At 61.8% G+C, this 16,527-nt stretch carries 9 protein-coding genes; 1 reads left to right on the top strand and 8 read right to left on the bottom strand.

Features of this window, described 5'->3' with window-relative positions; genetic code table 11:
* Positions 1-58 precede the first annotated feature (58 nt).
* Positions 59-3,175 carry a glycoside hydrolase family 2 TIM barrel-domain containing protein gene (locus B5E60_RS07475; protein ID WP_087310868.1) on the top strand — a complete coding sequence of 1,039 codons (3,117 nt, stop codon included), beginning with the start codon at positions 59-61 and terminating at the stop codon, positions 3,173-3,175.
* A 160-nt stretch (positions 3,176-3,335) separates the two neighbouring features.
* On the opposite strand, the gene B5E60_RS07470 is transcribed toward B5E60_RS07475, so the two are convergent.
* From B5E60_RS07470 to B5E60_RS07435, 8 genes are all read right to left on the bottom strand, one after another.
* On the bottom strand, positions 3,336-5,600 hold the full coding sequence (locus B5E60_RS07470; protein WP_162611607.1) for a family 20 glycosylhydrolase: 2,265 nt from the start codon (positions 5,598-5,600) through the stop codon (positions 3,336-3,338).
* 34 nt (positions 5,601-5,634) lie between these two features.
* On the bottom strand, positions 5,635-7,215 hold the full coding sequence (locus B5E60_RS07465; RefSeq protein ID WP_087310864.1) for a sulfatase family protein: 1,581 nt from the start codon (positions 7,213-7,215) through the stop codon (positions 5,635-5,637).
* Positions 7,216-7,307: 92 nt separating this feature from the next.
* A complete protein-coding gene (locus B5E60_RS07460) occupies positions 7,308-8,558 on the bottom strand; it encodes a BT_3987 domain-containing protein (RefSeq protein ID WP_087310862.1) in 1,251 nt (416 codons plus the stop codon).
* Positions 8,559-8,571: 13 nt separating this feature from the next.
* Positions 8,572-9,702: a glycoside hydrolase family 18 gene (locus B5E60_RS07455; RefSeq protein WP_232009093.1), complete on the bottom strand. Its 1,131-nt coding sequence runs from the start codon at positions 9,700-9,702 to the stop codon at positions 8,572-8,574.
* 20 nt (positions 9,703-9,722) lie between these two features.
* Entirely contained in the window at positions 9,723-11,306 is a 1,584-nt protein-coding gene (locus B5E60_RS07450) for a SusD/RagB family nutrient-binding outer membrane lipoprotein (protein WP_087310860.1), read from the bottom strand.
* Positions 11,307-11,321: 15 nt separating this feature from the next.
* Complete coding sequence (locus tag B5E60_RS07445; RefSeq protein ID WP_087310858.1) at positions 11,322-14,648, bottom strand: SusC/RagA family TonB-linked outer membrane protein; 3,327 nt, start codon at positions 14,646-14,648, stop codon at positions 11,322-11,324.
* Between the two features lie 201 nt (positions 14,649-14,849).
* On the bottom strand, positions 14,850-15,809 hold the full coding sequence (locus B5E60_RS07440; RefSeq protein WP_087310856.1) for a FecR family protein: 960 nt from the start codon (positions 15,807-15,809) through the stop codon (positions 14,850-14,852).
* Between the two features lie 95 nt (positions 15,810-15,904).
* The gene (locus B5E60_RS07435) at positions 15,905-16,498 is read right to left on the bottom strand and encodes an RNA polymerase sigma-70 factor (RefSeq protein ID WP_087310854.1); all 594 of its coding nucleotides are present in this window, start codon (positions 16,496-16,498) and stop codon (positions 15,905-15,907) included.
* Positions 16,499-16,527 lie beyond the last annotated feature (29 nt).

The raw sequence follows: 16,527 nt of genomic DNA, 5'->3' as shown, positions 1-16,527 counted from the left end.
AATCTTTCGATTTTTTACTATTTTTGTCTCCGATCCTTTTTTTCCAAAACCAACCAAAATGAAAAAACTGTTGTTCATCCTGCTTTTTGCCGCATCGAGCGTCTCGGCAAAGGCTCCCGCAGAGCGATGGCTCGACCCGACCTGCTTCGGAGTCAACCGGGCCCCCATGCGCACGAGCTTCATTGTCTACCCGACCGCCGGGGAGGCCTCGCCCGAAAACACACCCGAACGTTCACCCTTCTACCGTTCGCTCAACGGTGTATGGACCTTCCTGCGTGTTGACCGCCCCGGCGCCGAACCCGAAGGATTCTTCCGTCCCGGATTCGACGACTCGTCGTGGGGCGAGATGCCCGTTCCGGGGCTTTGGGAGATGAACGGATACGGCGATCCGGTCTACACGAACAAACCCTATCCCTGGCACAAGTTCTTCCCGGTGAAGGCTCCGCTGGTCCCCTACGAACAGAACTATACGGGTATCTACCGCCGTACGGTCACCCTTCCCGAGGAGTGGAAGGGCAAGGAGCTCTTCATCCACATCGGGTCGGCCACCTCGAACCTCACCCTCTGGGTCAACGGACACGAGGTCGGATACAGCGAGGACAGCAAACTCGAAGCCGAATGGGAAATCACCCGCTACACGAAACCCGGGCAGGAGAATCTCATCGTGATGCGCATCAACCGCTGGTGCGACGGCTCCTACCTCGAGGATCAGGATTTCTGGCGCATGACCGGCATCGGCCGCGACTGCTACCTCTATGCACGGGACAAGCGACGTCTGGCCGACGTGCGGATCACGCCCGACCTCACGTCGGACTACCGCGACGGAGAGCTGCAGATCCGGATCGCCACCACGCCGGGGATCGGAGCCGTACGGCTCGTCCTGCGCGACGAAGCGGGGGAGGAACTCCTCCGGCGAACCGTCACTCCGCGGCAGAACCGGATCGAAACGTCGTTCGAAGTCAGCAACCCCAGGAAATGGAGCGCCGAGAGTCCCGCCCTCTACACGCTTACGGCCGAGGCCCTCACCCGCGACGGATCAGTGATCGAGGCGGCCGCCTTCCCGGTCGGATTCCGCAAGGTCGAGATCCGCGGCGGGCAGCTGCTCGTCAACGGGCAGCCAATCCTCATCAAGGGGGTCAACCGCCACGAAATGGAGCCCAACACGGGTTATTACGTGACCCGCGAGGAGATGATCCGCGACATCCGCGAGATGAAACGCCTCAACATCAATGCCGTCCGCACGTGTCACTACCCCGACGCCCCCATCTGGTACGATCTCTGCGACCGCTACGGACTCTACGTCGTCGACGAGGCCAACATCGAGTCGCACGGCTACTTCTACCACGACAAGTCGAAGAATCTGGCCGGGAATCCCGACTTTGCCCAGGCTCACCTCGACCGGAACCAGCGCATGGTACACCGGGATTTCAACCACCCGTCGATCATCATCTGGAGCACGGGCAACGAAGCCGGCAACGGCCCCAACTTCGAACGGTGCTACGACTGGATCAAGGCGTTCGACCCCTCGCGTCCGGTCCAGTACGAGCAGGCCTCCTACCACGGCGACTACAACACCGACATCACCTGCCCGATGTATTGGGACTATAACACCTGCCAGCGCTATCTGGACCGGAATCCCGACAAACCGCTCATCCAGTGCGAATACGCCCACGCCATGGGCAACTCGCTGGGCGGATTGAAGGAGTATTGGGAGATGATCCGCCGCGAGCCGCGCTATCAGGGCGGTTTCATCTGGGACTTCGCCGATCAGGCGCTGGCCTGGCGCAGCCCCGAGGGGCGGCTGACGTTCCGCTACGGCGGCGACTACAACGACCGCGACGCCTCGGACAGCACCTTCTGCTGCAACGGCATTCTGGCCAGCGACCGCTCGTGGCATCCCCACGCCTACGAGGTCAAGCACCTCCACCAGCCCGTTCATACCACCCTACGCGATGCGAAAAAGGGCATCGTGGCCCTCTACAACGAGAACTTCTTCACCGATCTCTCGCCCTATCGGCTTCTGTGGGAGGTGTCGGCCGACGGAAAGCCGGTCACAAGCGGCGTGATCGAACGGATCGAGGTTGCTCCCCAGCAGACGAAAGAGATCACACTGGGATACGATCCGGCACGCATCGAGGCCCTCGACGGCGAACTGCTGCTCACGGTCCGCTACCAGCTCCGCGAGACGACCGATCTGCTCGAGGCCGGTTACGAGGTGGCCGCCGATCAGCTGGTGCTTCGGGCCGACGATCCCGCACGGCGCTTTGCCTCGCTCGAAGCAGGCGCATCCCGCGAGAAGCTCCGCCTCGACGGGGACTCCGTCACGGGCGAAGATTTCACGCTGCGTTTCGATCCCGAAACGGGTTGTCTGATCTCGTACCGGCTTCGCGGCGTAGAGCTGCTCTCCGGAGCGCTGCGTCCGAACTTCTATCGGGCCGCCACGGACAATGATCTCGGCGTTCGTCAGGCCGGGAAGGTCCCCGACAGCCGGATCTGGGCCGAGATCACACCCCGACTCGAAAAGTTCGACCTGACGAAGGAGAATCAACAGGTACGGGCCACGGCACACTATCTGCTGCCGCAGGTCGGTGGACGGCTGACACTCAGCTACCGGATTGCCGAAGACGGTACGATCCGCGTCCGGGAGACACTGAAGGCCGATTCGACCCGTACAGGAGTAGCCGATCTGATGCGCTTCGGCATGATGTTCGAGGCGCCGGGGATGTTCAACACCCTCTCCTACTACGGACGCGGTCCGATGGAGAACTACGCGGACCGGGCTTCGGCCGCCTTCGTCGGACGCTACGACCAGCGGGTTGCCGACCAGTTCCACGCCAAATACGCCAGCCCCCAGGAGTCCGGCACGCGCAGTGGCCTGAGGTGGTGGCGGCTGACCGACGAGACGGGCCTCGGCCTGGAAATCTGCTCCGATCGCCACTTCTCAGCCTCGGCCATCCCCTACTCCATTCCGCAGCTCGACAACGGAACGCCGGAGTACCGGCGCCACCCCTCCGAACTGGTCTCCGACGGCCGCACGCATGTCTGCTTCGACCTGATTCAGTCCGGACTGGGATGCGTCAACAGCTGGGGCAAGCAGGCCCGGCCCGAATACCGCATCCCCTACGCAGACCTGCAGTTCGACTTCCTGCTCCGTCCGGTCGGCGTTTCACACTGAGCCGGAGCGCAGCGGCACCGATCGGGGGGGGGCGGAGCATACCGGTTCAAAGTCGAACCGGGGGGGGGCCTCGCGAACGGGGCCACATCTCACTCCCATGAACAAGAGAGGGCGGAGCCTGCAGGCTCCGCCCTCTTTGCATTGAAACAGCGTTGCGGGATCAATCGGCGTCGTGACAGAACCACCCGTCCGAGAAGGGCTGACGCCGGCCCTGCTCATCGACCAGCGCCAGCGTCACACGCCCGCCGTTGTAGTCGAAATAGCGCAGCTCGAAGGGGTGAAGCCCGGCCGAAAGGGCCGCCTGTCCCGTCTTCTCGATCAGCGTATGTTCGCCGTCGTTGTCGATCACCACACGGCCGTCGATGCGCAACAGGCTGCCGTCGTTCGAGGCCAGCGCAAAGGTGTAGATCCGATTCTCCGGCACGCGGATATACCCCCGGAAGAGGATTCCCGTGGCACGGCGCCCCTGCGCCACCTTCGGGAACTGCACCGTATCGACCACACATCCCCCGTCGGCCTTCGCTCCGCCGATGGCATCGCACTTCGGGAAGCGTTTGAAATACCACTCGGCCTGCAGGCCGGGAGCCGTCGCGGCCACCTCGGTCGGAGCCGCAAAGCCGCACTTCTCATAGCGGATCTTCACCCAGTCGCCCGTCCGGCCGTCAGGATGGAAGGCCCTCACCTGCAGCAGGGCATCATCATGGAAGGTAATCGGGCCGGTGTAGATCGGCGAAGAGACGGTCGGCACCGATCCGTCGAGCGTATAGCGCAGCGTGGCGCCCGGCAGCGGGCAGGTCACCGTCGAACGCGTCGAGTCAGTGAAGACGCAGAATTCGTGGAAATTCTCCAGCGAGGGGATGCGGTAGTTGATCCCTTCGGCATCGAGCCGCGCGCAGTAGCGCATCACACGCGGCAGCAGCTCCTCCTCGCTGACCCGCTCCTCGGGGCTCCACCCCTTCTCGGACACGATCAGCAGCCGCGGATAGAAGAGATACTCCGCCCGCGACAACGAAGGCACCTTCTCGGCCCAGACGTTGCCCTGAACACCCAGAATGCGGGCCTTCTGCTCCTGCGGAAGCGAATCGGGAACCAGCCGGAAATTGCACGTGCGCTTCAACGAACCGGCATCCTCCTCGAGCGAGAAGTAGAACCACGTCTGCGGACAAATAATCAGATCGCAACCCTGACGCGTGGCCCTGTCGACCGACTCCGGCACCCACGGGCGCCACCACATGATCGTGGTCGCCGGATCGACCTCGCCCTGCAGGAGTTCGTCCCAGCCGATCATCCGGCGGTCGTGGGCCTCGAAGAAGCGCTGCATGCGGCGGGTGAACCACGCCTGCAGGGCGTGTCCGTCGGCCAACCCCTCCTGGCGCATGCGCGCCTGGCAGCGCGGGCAACGGTTCCAGTTCTTCATGTTGACCTCGTCGCCTCCGATATGGACATACTCATAGGGGAAGAGCTCGAACACCTCCCGCCAGATCTCCTCGCAGAAGGCCAGCGTCTCGTCCTTGCCCAGGCACAACGGGGAGGAGAAGGCCTCGCCGCTCCACGTCTCGGGCTCGAAGCAGGTCATCTCCGGATAGTACTCGATGGCCTGCAGGAAGTGGCCCGGCATGTCGATCTCCGGGATGACATCGATACCCCGTTCGGCGGCATAGGCCACCACCTCGCGGATATCCTCCTGCGTGTAGTAACCGCCGTAGAGCGTATCGGCACCCTCCACGCACAGGTACTTCTCCGGAATCAGGAAATCGGCATTCTTCTCCCGTGCGGCACGTCCCATGCAGATCGTGTCGTGCTTGTTGAAACGGCGCCAGCCGCCCTTGCCGGCCAGATCGGGATAGGCCTTGATCTCGACGCGCCAGCCCTGATCGTCGGTCAGATGCCAGTGGAACTTGTTGAGCTTCAGCCGGGCCATCTGGTCCAGCATGCTGCAGATATCCTCCTTGTCGAAGAAGTGGCGGCTCACGTCGAGCATCACGCCGCGCCAGGCAAACGCCGGGGCATCCTCCACCTCCACATGCGGAATCACCGCTTCAGTCCTCTCGTCCGCGGGCAGCAGCTGCCGCAGCGTAGCGATGCCGTTGACCACGCCGCGCGGCGATCCGCCCGTGATCCGCACGCCCGACCGCGTGACGGCCAGCCGGTAGGCCTCTTCGGCCAGCGATGCGGTATCGAGCTGCAGGCAGATATCACCCTGCGGGGTCTCCGACAGCGAGGCCGAAGTGCAGGGGGCCAGCGCCTGCCTCAGGTAGTCGGCCTGCGGGGTCAGCCGCGGATCGGAGATGCCGATGCGCACCCCGTCCGGAAGGCGGTAGCCGCCCCGTCCCCACTTCACCTGCTGCGGCTGGGGAATCAGCGTGGGGCGCTCCCCGGCCGGTGTCGTCGCACAACCGTCCAGGAACAGAACGGCGGCAAACAAAAACGGTAGGAATCTAAATCGTCTCGTCATGGAATCAGTCTTTGGATTGGAAATCTCCGTTCATGCGCAGGGCCAGCGTATCGTCGTACTGCCGCTGCAGGCGGAGGAGTTCGTCGATCATCCGGGCCCGCTCGCCGGCACACGCCGGATCGTCGTAGCGGTTGTGCAGCTCGTGAGGATCCGTCTTCAGATCGTAGAGCTCCCAGTGGTCGATGTCGTTGTAGAAATGGATGAGCTTCCAGCGGTTGTCGCGCACCCCGTAGTGGCGTTTGACCATGTGTTCGGCCGGATACTCATAGAAGTGGTAATAGAGGGCCGGACGCCAGTCGGCGGACTTTTCGCCCCGCAGCAGCGGCAGCAGCGAACGGCCCTGGATGTCGTCGGGAATCTCCGCACCGGCCAGTTCGAGGAACGTCGGAGCATAGTCGATGTTCTGCACCAACTGATCGATGTCGCCCTGCACGCCGCCCGGGAGCCGCATGACCAGCGGCGTATGCATCGACTCCTCGTACATGAAGCGCTTGTCGAACCAGCCGTGCTCGCCGATGTAGAAGCCCTGGTCCGAGGTATAGACCACCAGCGTATTCCCGGCCAGTCCCGTGCTATCAAGGTAGTCGAGCAGCCGGCCCACGTTGTCGTCCAGCGATTTGAGCGTCTTCAGGTAATCGCGCACATAGCGCTGGAATTTCCACTCGGCACGTTCGCGGCCCTGCGGATTCGTGCGATGGAACTCCGCGATGAGCGGATCGTAGAAACGGTCCCAGGCCGCCCGCTGATCGGGATTCATGCGGCCGATCATCCCCTCGTAGAGCTCCTTCAGCCGGCTCGAATCCGACGTGCGGTACATTTTCAGATCGTAGATCACATCCATGTCGTGGTCCGACGAGATGGACATCTCCTGGGCGGCAGCCGCCGGACGCCCCGCATAATCGTCGTAGAAGGTCTCCGGCAGCGGGAAGGTCCGATCCTCGTAGAGGGTCAGATTGCACGTGTCGGCCATCCAGTTGCGGTGCTGCGCCTTGTGGTGCACGAGCAGGCAGAAGGGCTTCTCGGGATCGCGCTCCGCATCGAGCCACGCCAGCGCCTTGTCCGTGATGAGGTTCGTGATGTAGCCCTCGTTGCGGACCGTGTCGCCCGTCTGCCGGATGAAGTCCGGATTGTAGTAGTCCCCCTGATCGGGGATGATCTCCCAATGGTCGAAGCCCGTCGGGAGGCTCTCCAGATGCCATTTGCCGACGATCGCCGTCTCGTAGCCGGCCTGCTGCAGCAGCTTGGGGAAGGTCTGCTGCGAGCCGTCGAAGACGCACGTCGTATTGTCGTAGAAACCGTTCTTGTGCGAGTGTTTGCCCGTGAGCATGCAGGCCCGGCTCGGACCGCTCAGCGAGTTGGCCACGAAGCTGTTCGTGAAGCGGACTCCTTCCCGGGCTATGCGGTCGAGATTGGGCGTCGAGGCGTAGCGGCGGTCATAGCAGCTCATCATCTGCGCCGTATGGTCGTCGGTCATGATGTAGAGGATGTTCATCGGGCGTGCCGCGGGTTTGCGGTCCGTGCAGCCCGCCAGCGACAGCGTCGCCAATCCGCCCAGGCCCAACAGATAGAGGTCAGTGGTTTTCATGTGATGTTGCGGTATGATTTTCGGAAAAAGGGCGCCGCAGCGCTTCGAACCGCACGGCGGCGCCCTTCGTCATTCGGGATTCGCAGGGACTCCTATTCGTCCATCTTTTCGGAGTTCTCCACCCACTTCAGCCCCGTGGCCGGGCCAGTGAAGGTTTCGGGCCAGGCGGCGTTGCCGATTCCCGAAGCCGTCGAGTATTGGCACGTTCCGAGATGGCCGTTGCCCGTGGCGTCGTTGAACGTGTAGCCCGAGCCCTCGTCCATCTTCCAGTAGCCGAGCAACCCCTCGCTCTTCGGATCGACATTCGTGGCGTTGTTGGCCAGCTGGACCGCCGTACGGGCCACGTTCCACAGGCGCACCTCGCGGAACGAAATCGTCTGCGTAAAGGAGGACGGCTGCGGCAGCAGCGAGAAGTAGCGGAAGTTGATCGAGGGATTGGGGGCATCCTTCGTGGCCACCTCCGTTCCGTCGAGATACAGATGCATCTTGCTGCCGTCGAAGACAATGGCCACGTGCTGCCAGACCTTGGCCTGATTGGGTGTCGAGGCATCGATGGCCGGCTTGACCATCGAGTTGATCTGCATCCACTTCTTCGGGCTGTTGTTCTCGAAGCGCACCCACATGCGGTTGGTCAGCGAGCGCGACGAGCCCTCCAGACCCACGAGCATCTGGTCGCTCGTCGTGGAGAAGTCCTCCATGTACATCATGAACTCGAAGGTATAGGCCGTGAAGTTGATATCCGCATCGCCCATGTCGAACATGATCCGATTCTTCTTCGAACGGTCGCCGGTTTCGACAAACTCCGTATTGAAGAGCGGAACCGGCACGATCCGCTGCCAGTTGCAGATGAGCAGGAACTCCGAAAGGTCATTGAGCAGCCGCATGTTGCCGTCGGTACTGAGCAGCCGCACCGGCAGGGCATAGGTCACACCCGAATCCTTCATCTCCTGGGTATAGGGCAGGATCTCGACCTGCAGCGGAGCCGCCGAGGCCGCACCGGCTGTCACCGATACGGGATCGGCCGGAAGGTTGTAGGCTCCGTCGGGAAGCTGCACGTAGGAGGTGCCGTTCATCTGGTTGTAGCGGGTCAGCACCTCGGGAGCCACCTCGAAGCGGAACGAGCAATCGGCGGCGGCACGATCACCCAGCCGGGCCGTCAGCGTGGTCTGCGCCCCCTCGTCGTTCGAGAACGACAGAAGCTTGCTCGCCGCCCCGTAAGCCTCGGCAATATAGGCGGCATTGTCGATGGGCTGGAATTCGGCGTCGTTGCAACCCGCAACGGCTGCCATCAGAAAACCTGCCATCAGCCCCTTGCAGGCACGATTCATCCATGTCATTTTCATAGGTCGTTGCTTTTTATCGGTTGGTTTGCGCCGGATTCATCGTCGAGATGATCTGACGGTAGTAGTGGTAGCAGTCGTTCTTGAAGTCGTTCTGCATCTTGTAGGCGCCGACTCCCCCCTTGCGCACACCGGTATAGGGCTCCCAGAGGGCCATGCCCTGCAGCGAGTTGACCTTCGTACCGTCGCTGAGCGTCCAGGTGATGCCGCCGGCCGCCGCAATGGAGGCCGATTCGAAATTCTCGGTCACGATCAGCCGCCGGGTGATCTGCTCGGCGGAGAGCGTCCCGTCGAAGGCCGAGACCACACGGCTCAGACCGTTGTCGAGATTCGTCTGGCTGGAGAGCTTATAGGTCTGCAGGATGAAGTAGTCGAAGCAGTCGATCGTCTCGACGGGCATCGAGTGCACCTCACCGTCGACGATCAGCAGTTTGTCGCTGCCCGACTTGGGTCCCAGACGCCGGCTGCACTCCTCGACGAACCAGTTTACGCGCTGGGCGGGAGTCGTTCCGGCATAGATCTCACCCTGCTCCGGGATCCGGTTGTAATCGTTGACGATGTTGCCGGAGTGTCCGGCATAGCTGGGCTCGAAGTCGATGTCCAGGCCGTCGTATCCGCTGGCCAGCACGGCGTCGACCATGGCATTGGCATACTTGCGGATGGCGGTCTCGATCTCGGCGGCCGAGGCGTCGTCCGTCCACCCCCAGTAGAGGCGCCGCAGACGGATAATCTCGTTGTTGGTGGTCGCTCCGGCGGTCACCTCCTCGGGGGTGACGTTCAGACCGATGTCCGTGAGCAGGGTCGTCACGACAACCCGCGTACCCTTCTTCTCGCGAACGGCCCGCATGTCGGCCTTCTGCTCCTCGCTTGGCGTGAAGGGCGACCAGATGGCCACCAGATCCACACTGTCGGGAATTCCCATCAGGCTCATGGCCGTCGAGGCCGAAACCGGATTCCAGCCATCGAACCAGCCGAAGGCGAGCGAATGGTCCGAAGCCTTATAGGCCTTCAGATCGGCGTAATAGGAGTCCGGGAGGGACTGCTTCAGATCCCGGGCCTCGGGTTCCGTCCACTCGCTGCACGCGCAGAACAGGACGACAGCCATGGCCGTCATGGCCGAAAATATGTTTTTACGATTCATTTTCATGGTTTTTCAGGTTTTTCAGGTCAGTTTTTCTTTGCCCACCAGACATCGGTCGAGTGTTCGTCCGTGCCGCCCAGCAGCTGAATGCCGCCCTGGAGATTCTCACGGTTGTTGTCGTACTCCGACTGCGGGTAGTGCAGACGCCGCATGCCGCGATCGCTGTCCACCGTTCCCCACATGCTGCCGGCGCTGAGGTTGTCGACCGCCATGAGCATCTTCGGGAAACCCGTCCGACGGAAATCGGCCCAGGCCTCGTGGCCGATCATGTGGTTGGCGATCCACTTCTGAATGATGATGCGCTCGAGTGCCTGCCCGTCGTCGGCCCAGGCCACCGAGGGGGCCGTACCGAAATCGGACGCATTGTTCCGCCCCAGCGGATCGGTATAGGAGAGCGTGACGGCACCCGTCTGCATGTAGGTGTTGAGCGACGACGAGCAGCCGGCCTCTTCGAACGAGGTCTCGATTCCCTTGTTGTAGAGATTCTCGGCCGTATCGCCCATCGACCAGCCCAGCAGCGCACCCTCGGCGCGCAGGAACCAGCTCTCGGCGGCGTACATCACCGGGACGGGATCCGTCTCGCCGTAGAGCGGATAGGAGAACGCCGTGTAGTCGGTCACGCTCACGTTGTCGATGCCCGAACGGGCTCCGACATAGGGCTGGCCGGCATACCCCGAGGTCGAGAAGTAGGAGCTGCGCCGCGGATCGGAGTAGGCGTTCATGTACATCGTGATGTTGGCATTCGAACGCAGGTCCTGCCACGAGGAGCTGGTTGCCTGGGTATAGAAGGGGTTGCGGCGCGACGTGGAGACGAAGTAGAGCGACTGGGCCGTCGTCTCGATCAGACCGTAGGTCTCGCGGGCGGCCACGGCCTCTTCGGCAATCGTGCGTGCCGAGCTCTCCACACCGCTCATGCGGATGGCCATGCGCAGTTTGAGCGTATTGGCAAAGCGGATCCACAAACGGACATCACCGGCGTAGTTGCTGATGTCGAAATCCGCGAGCAGCGTCGTATTGCCGGCCGAGACGAAGGTGTAGAGCTCCTCCATGGCGGCATCCAGATCGTCGATCATCGCCAGATAGACGTCGCGCTGGCTGTCATAGGGCACCGAGAAGGTTCCGTTCTGCATCTTCGAGTAGGGAATCGGACCGTAGGCGTCGGTCACGCGGAGCATCGAGGCCACGCGGATGATCTGGGCCAGCTGATAGACGGCCCCTTCGCCCCCGGTGCTCGACAGCACCTGGAAGTAGTTGCCGTAGAAATTCGAGAAGGTGTTGTTGAAGAGCGGATCGTTGAACGAATCCGAAGGGTTGTAGGTCGAGATGTTCTGACCCTGGTAGGGTTTCACGGCCGAGCAGTAGCCGCCCAGTTCGTCGCCGATCAGGACATCCTGATACTGCGAGGCATTGACCTGATAGTGGGTCATCCACTCCATCATCGAGGGGAAGAGGATGCCGATACCCACGTTGTCGCCGACGAGATCCTCGTCCGTCGGGCGGTAGGGTTTGGTATTGTACTCTTCAAAGTTACCGGTGCAGGCTGCGGCGGCCAGCAGAGCCACGCCGAGCACCCCGCGTCCGAACAAACGTTTGATTGTATGCTGTTTCATGATTGGTCGGCAGTTTTAGAATTGGAATTTCACGGAGAATCCGATGTTGCGCAGGCTGGGCAGCATGAAGTAGTCCACGCCCTGCAGGAAGTTGTCGGAGGTCGAGGTGGTCAGTTCGGGATCGAACGGCGCCTTGTTGTAGATCATCCACAGGTTGCGGCCCACGAGCGAGACGGTCATCCCCATCTTGTTGCGGAACCACTTGCGCGGCAGCGAGTAGCTCAGCGAGAGCTCCTGCAGACGGACGTTCGTGGCCGAATAGATGTAGTAGGCTCCGGCGCCCGTACCGGCACCGATCGTCTGGTAGTAGTTCCTGGCATCGACCAGCCCGTTGTTGATCCGCACGCCGCCGGCGTCACGCGCCGCGGCCGAACGCTCCGAAACGCCGTAGTAGTCGAGGAAGGCCTCCGTATTCGAGACGACCGATCCGCCCAGCCGGGCCGCAATCATGGCCGACAGCGTTACGCCCTTGTAGGAGAAGCTGTTGCTCCAGCCCAGGTTGCCCTTCGGGAGCAGCGAGGCGACCTTGCGGCGTTCGGTGGTCGTCAGTTCGACCTGATTGGTCGACGGATCGACATAGATGTTGCCGTTGCCGTCGGTGCGCAGTTCGCGGTTGATGTAGAGGTCACCCATCGTTCCGCCCTCGTAGAGGATCACCTGCGGCGAACCCGTGTTGCCGAGGGTTGCCTTCTCCAGATAGGGCATCTCGATCGGCTTGCCGTCGACGGGGCTGATCACGCCGTCGGCCAGACGGATGATCCGGTTGCGGTTGGTCGTGTAGGTGAGGCTCGTATCCCACGAGAAATCCTTCCAGGTGTTGTGATAGCCGAGCAGGAGTTCCAGACCCGTATTGCGGACCTGACCGGCCTGCACCAGCACCGACGAATAGCCCGACGTCGACGAAGGGGTCGACTCGAAGGTCTGGTTGTAGGTGTCCGAACGGTACCACGTGGCATCGAGGTTCAGCTTGCCGCCGAAGAAGCGGGCATTCAGACCCACCTCCCACGATTTGGTCTTCTCGGGTTTGAGGTTGTCGTTCGGGAAGCGGTGGTTCGAGTCCCACTCGTGGTTCTGGGCGCGGTACTCGTAGTAGGGGCTCGTCAGGTAGGCGGCGTACGAGGAGCCGACGGCCGAATAGGAGGCGCGCACCTTCAGGAACGAGAACCAGTCGGGAAGATCGACCATCTCGGAGATCACGCCCGACAGACCCACCGACGGATAGAAGAACGAACTGTATTTCGAGAAGGCCAGCGCCGACTCCCAGTCGTTGCGGCCCGTGACGGTCAGGTAGAGCATGTTCTTCCACCCCACCTCGACGTTGGCGAAGATGCTCTGCGACTGAACCCGCGATCCGTCCTCACGCTCGCGGTAGGAGGTGGTCGAGATGTTGGTGATCGAGAAGAAGTTGGGGATCTTGCGCAGGTCGCCGCCCCAGCCCATCAGATCCATCTGCACGTCCTTGATCGAGGCGCCGACGTTGGCCGTCAGGTGCCAGTCGTCGGAGAAGTAGTGGTCGATGTTGGCGATGACGTCGGCATAGATCTGACGGTCGTTGCGCTTGGTGATGTTGTAGAGACCCTTCTCACCGGCGAAGTTCGTATCCGTACCGGCGTAGCGCTTGTTGGTGATGTCCATGTCCGAGTTGTCGACCTTCACGCGGCCCGTCACGTTGAGCCACTTCGTGATGTCGTACTTCAGACTGGCCGAGAGCAGGTAGCGGCGCTTCTTCGACTCGTTGATCATCTTGTGCATGATCCAGTAGGGGTTCTGGAACGACATGTCGCCCGAACCGTAGGTCCAGTTCGGGACGTAGAGGTTGCGCGACTCGTCCCAGATCTGATACATGCGCACGTTGTCGAAATCCTCGCCGCGCGGGAAGAGGTAGAGCGCCGGCAGCGGGTTGAAGTACTGTCCCGAGGCGATCATGTTCTTGTTGTTCTGCAGGATATAGCTGGCACTCAGGTCGAGCGTCATCCGGTCGTTGAGAAACGAGCTCACGTCCCGCATCGTGAAGTTGTAACGGTTGTAACCGCTGTTGGGCAGGATGTTCCGGGCATTGGTCGTCGCGGCCGAGAAATAGGCCTGGTGACGCTTCGTGCCGGTGGAGAACGAAAACGAATTGCTGACGTTCGAACCCGTATTGAAGAAGCTCGAGGGGTCGAACCGCCGCGACGTCGCAGCGCCCCAGCTCTGATAGGATCCCACCTCGTTGCCGTAGCGGTTCTGGAAGCGCGGCATGACGAACGGCATCGAGAAAGTGGTGCTGTTCGAGACGCTCACCTGCGTCTTGCCCGCCTCCCCCTTCTTGGTGTTGATCAGCACCACGCCGTTGGCGGCATCCGAACCGTAGAGGGCTGCGGCCGAAGGGCCCGTCAGCACCGAAATCGACTCGATGTCGGCGGGGTTGATGTCGGCCACGCCGTCCGAACCGAGGTAGTTGCCCTGCAGGCCGTCGTCCGAGGAGCCGAACGAGACGTTGGTCATCGGCACACCGTCGATCACATAGAGGGCGTTGTTGTCCTTGTAGATGGATTTCGCACCGCGCATCACCACGCGCACCGCACCGCCCACGCCGGCTGCCGAGGAGTTGATCTGCACACCGGCGACCTTGCCGTTGAGCGAGTTCATGAAGTTCGCATCCTGCACGGTCATGATCTCTTCGGCCTTGACCTGCTGCACGTTGTAGGAGAGGGCTTTCTCCTGGCGCTTGATACCGAGGGCCGTCACGACGACGTTCTCCACGGCCACGGCCGACTCCTGCAACGTGATGTCGAACTGCGTCCGCCCGTCGACGGGCACCTCCTGCGACTCGTAGCCCAGATAGTCGAAGAGCAGCACCGGATGGGCCGTTCCTTCGGGAATGCGCAGCGTGAAGCGGCCGTCCACATCGGTGCTCACGCCCAGGGTCGTACCCTTGAGGATCACCGAGGCTCCGATGACCGGCAGGCCGTGGGCATCGACGACCCGTCCGGAGACTTCACCCGGCGCAGCAGCCGATGCAAGGGGGGGGGTCCGCAACTCTCCGGCCGAAAGAATGATGTTCGAGCCCTTGATTTCGTAGGAGATTCCCGTACCGCGGACCATCTGACCGAGGGCCTCCGTCACGGGGAGATTGTCAGCCACAACGCTGACCGTATGGTCGATGTTGAGACTCTTGTCGTAGATGAACAGATAGCGGGTCTGCTTCTCGATTTCGTTCATGACCCGTTCCATTTTGACTTGCCGCAGGTCGATGGTGACGCGTGCGGTCTGAGCCGCGGCCGGACGTGCCCCGAGGCACAGAATCGCCGCGAACAGGAAGATTATCAGGCTTTTCATTTGGCCTGATACTTTTTTCTTCATATCTTTGCAGGTTGGTTAAAGGATAATAATTCAGGTTGTTCCAAGGCTGGGAATAGACCGTTATCCTGACGACCCGGAGTTGTTGGCGCAATTCCGGGTTTTTCTTTCACGAAATGTCCGCAGAGGACCGGATACGGTCGAAAAGAGACGGATTACAGCATCATAGGCAGGCGGAGTTTAAGGTTCGGGAATTCAGGTTTATCAATAGATCGTAATTACGTTGGTCTGGGTATCGTAGGTATATCGGAAGTCGCCGTTGCGCTGCAGGATGCTCAGGGCGTGTTCGATGCCGTCCGAGATGCGGATCTTGCCGATCGACCCGACTTTGGGCAGCTGCTCGAGCCGCACGTCGAAGCGTACGCCGTAACAACTCTCGAAGCGTGCAAGGATCTCCTCGAACGAACAGCCGCCGATCGAGATCTGCCCCTCGGTCCAGAGGTATTCGTTCGGATCGTCGGCAGGTTCGACGCGCAGACGCCCCTCTTCGAGCAGGACCCGCTCGTTGGGGCGGAGCGTTACCTGCTGATGGAGCGAATCGCGGGAGGTGACGCGGACACTGCCACGGAAGAGAGCCGTCGAGAACTCATCGTTCTGCTCGTCGGCACGGACGTTGAATCGGGTGCCGAGCACCTCCACGCGGCAGGCGTAGGTCTCGACGATGAAGGGGCGTTCGGCATTGCCCGTCACATCGAAAAGGGCCGTACCCCGGAGTTTTACCTGGCGTGTCGCACCGGCAAAGAGGGCCGGATATTCGAGCTCCGAACCGGAGTTGAGCCACACCGAGGTGCCGTCCTGCAGCGTAAGGTTGATGCGTTGTCCGGCGGGGACGACGATCCGGTTGGTCAGCTGCTCCCAGTTGCGCTCGCGGTGGGAGATGACCCCCCAGCTGACCCCCACGGCCAGAGCCACCACGGCAGCAATCCGCAGGGCGGGTGCGGCCAGACGCCGGAGGACTCCCGAACGGCGGCCGGGACGCGACGCCGACACGCGGGCACGGGCCTTCGGACGGGGTGCAAAGAGTTGCAGGGCCGTAAACAGGGCCCGTTCGCGGTCGAACGTCCGACGATTCTCCGCATCGGCGTCGAGCCACTCCATGAGGCGGCGCTCCTCCTCGGGGGAGGCTTCACCTCGGAAAAACCGGTACAGGGTCTCTTTTTCCATGCTTCGGCAGCTCGTTTTGGGGTGCATACATCCTAAAAGCACTTCAGCGAAGCGTTTTACCGGAAGAAAATGCATTTTTTTTGAAAAAAGTGATTTCAGGGCCTGGAGAGACGCTCCAGAAGGGCTGCCGCCAGCACGGCCGGCAGATAGTCGTGCAGTCCCCGGCGCAACGCGGTCAGGGCCTTCTCGAGTTCGGTGGCCACGCGGCGTTCAGTGATGCCGAACAGTTCGGCCACCTCGCGGTAGGAACGCCCCCGGAAACGCTGTTCGGTGAAGACGCCGCGCGTCAGCTCGGGCATCTCGTCCAGACTCTCGCGCACGAGCCGCTCGATCTCCCCCTCGAAGAGCTGCCGGGGGTCGCACATCTCCAGCGAACGGATGTTCTCGCGCAGCACACGGTTCTCCAGCGCCTCCATCTCGTTGTGGGCCCGCAGACGGACCAGCCGGGCCCGCAGGTAGTTCAGACACTTGTGGCGCAGCGTCGTGAAGACATAGGCCGCCACGTTGCACGAGGGGTCGATGCGGCCGCGGTTCTCCCAGAAGTAGAGGAACGAATCGGTGACCAGATCCTCGGCCGCGAGCCGGTCCTTGACATATCCGCGGGCGAACTCGATGAAGCGCGGACGGTACTCGTCATAGAGCCGGCCGAAATCATCATCGTCATTCCTGTTGACAGGGGTGTGTTCCACGGAGAAGTTGCATTTGAATTGTACAAATA

The sequence above is a fragment of the Alistipes sp. An116 genome, assembly GCF_002161005.1.
Classification (GTDB): Bacteria; Bacteroidota; Bacteroidia; order Bacteroidales; family Rikenellaceae; genus Alistipes; species Alistipes megaguti.
This window is presented reverse-complemented; position numbering and strand designations above follow the sequence as displayed.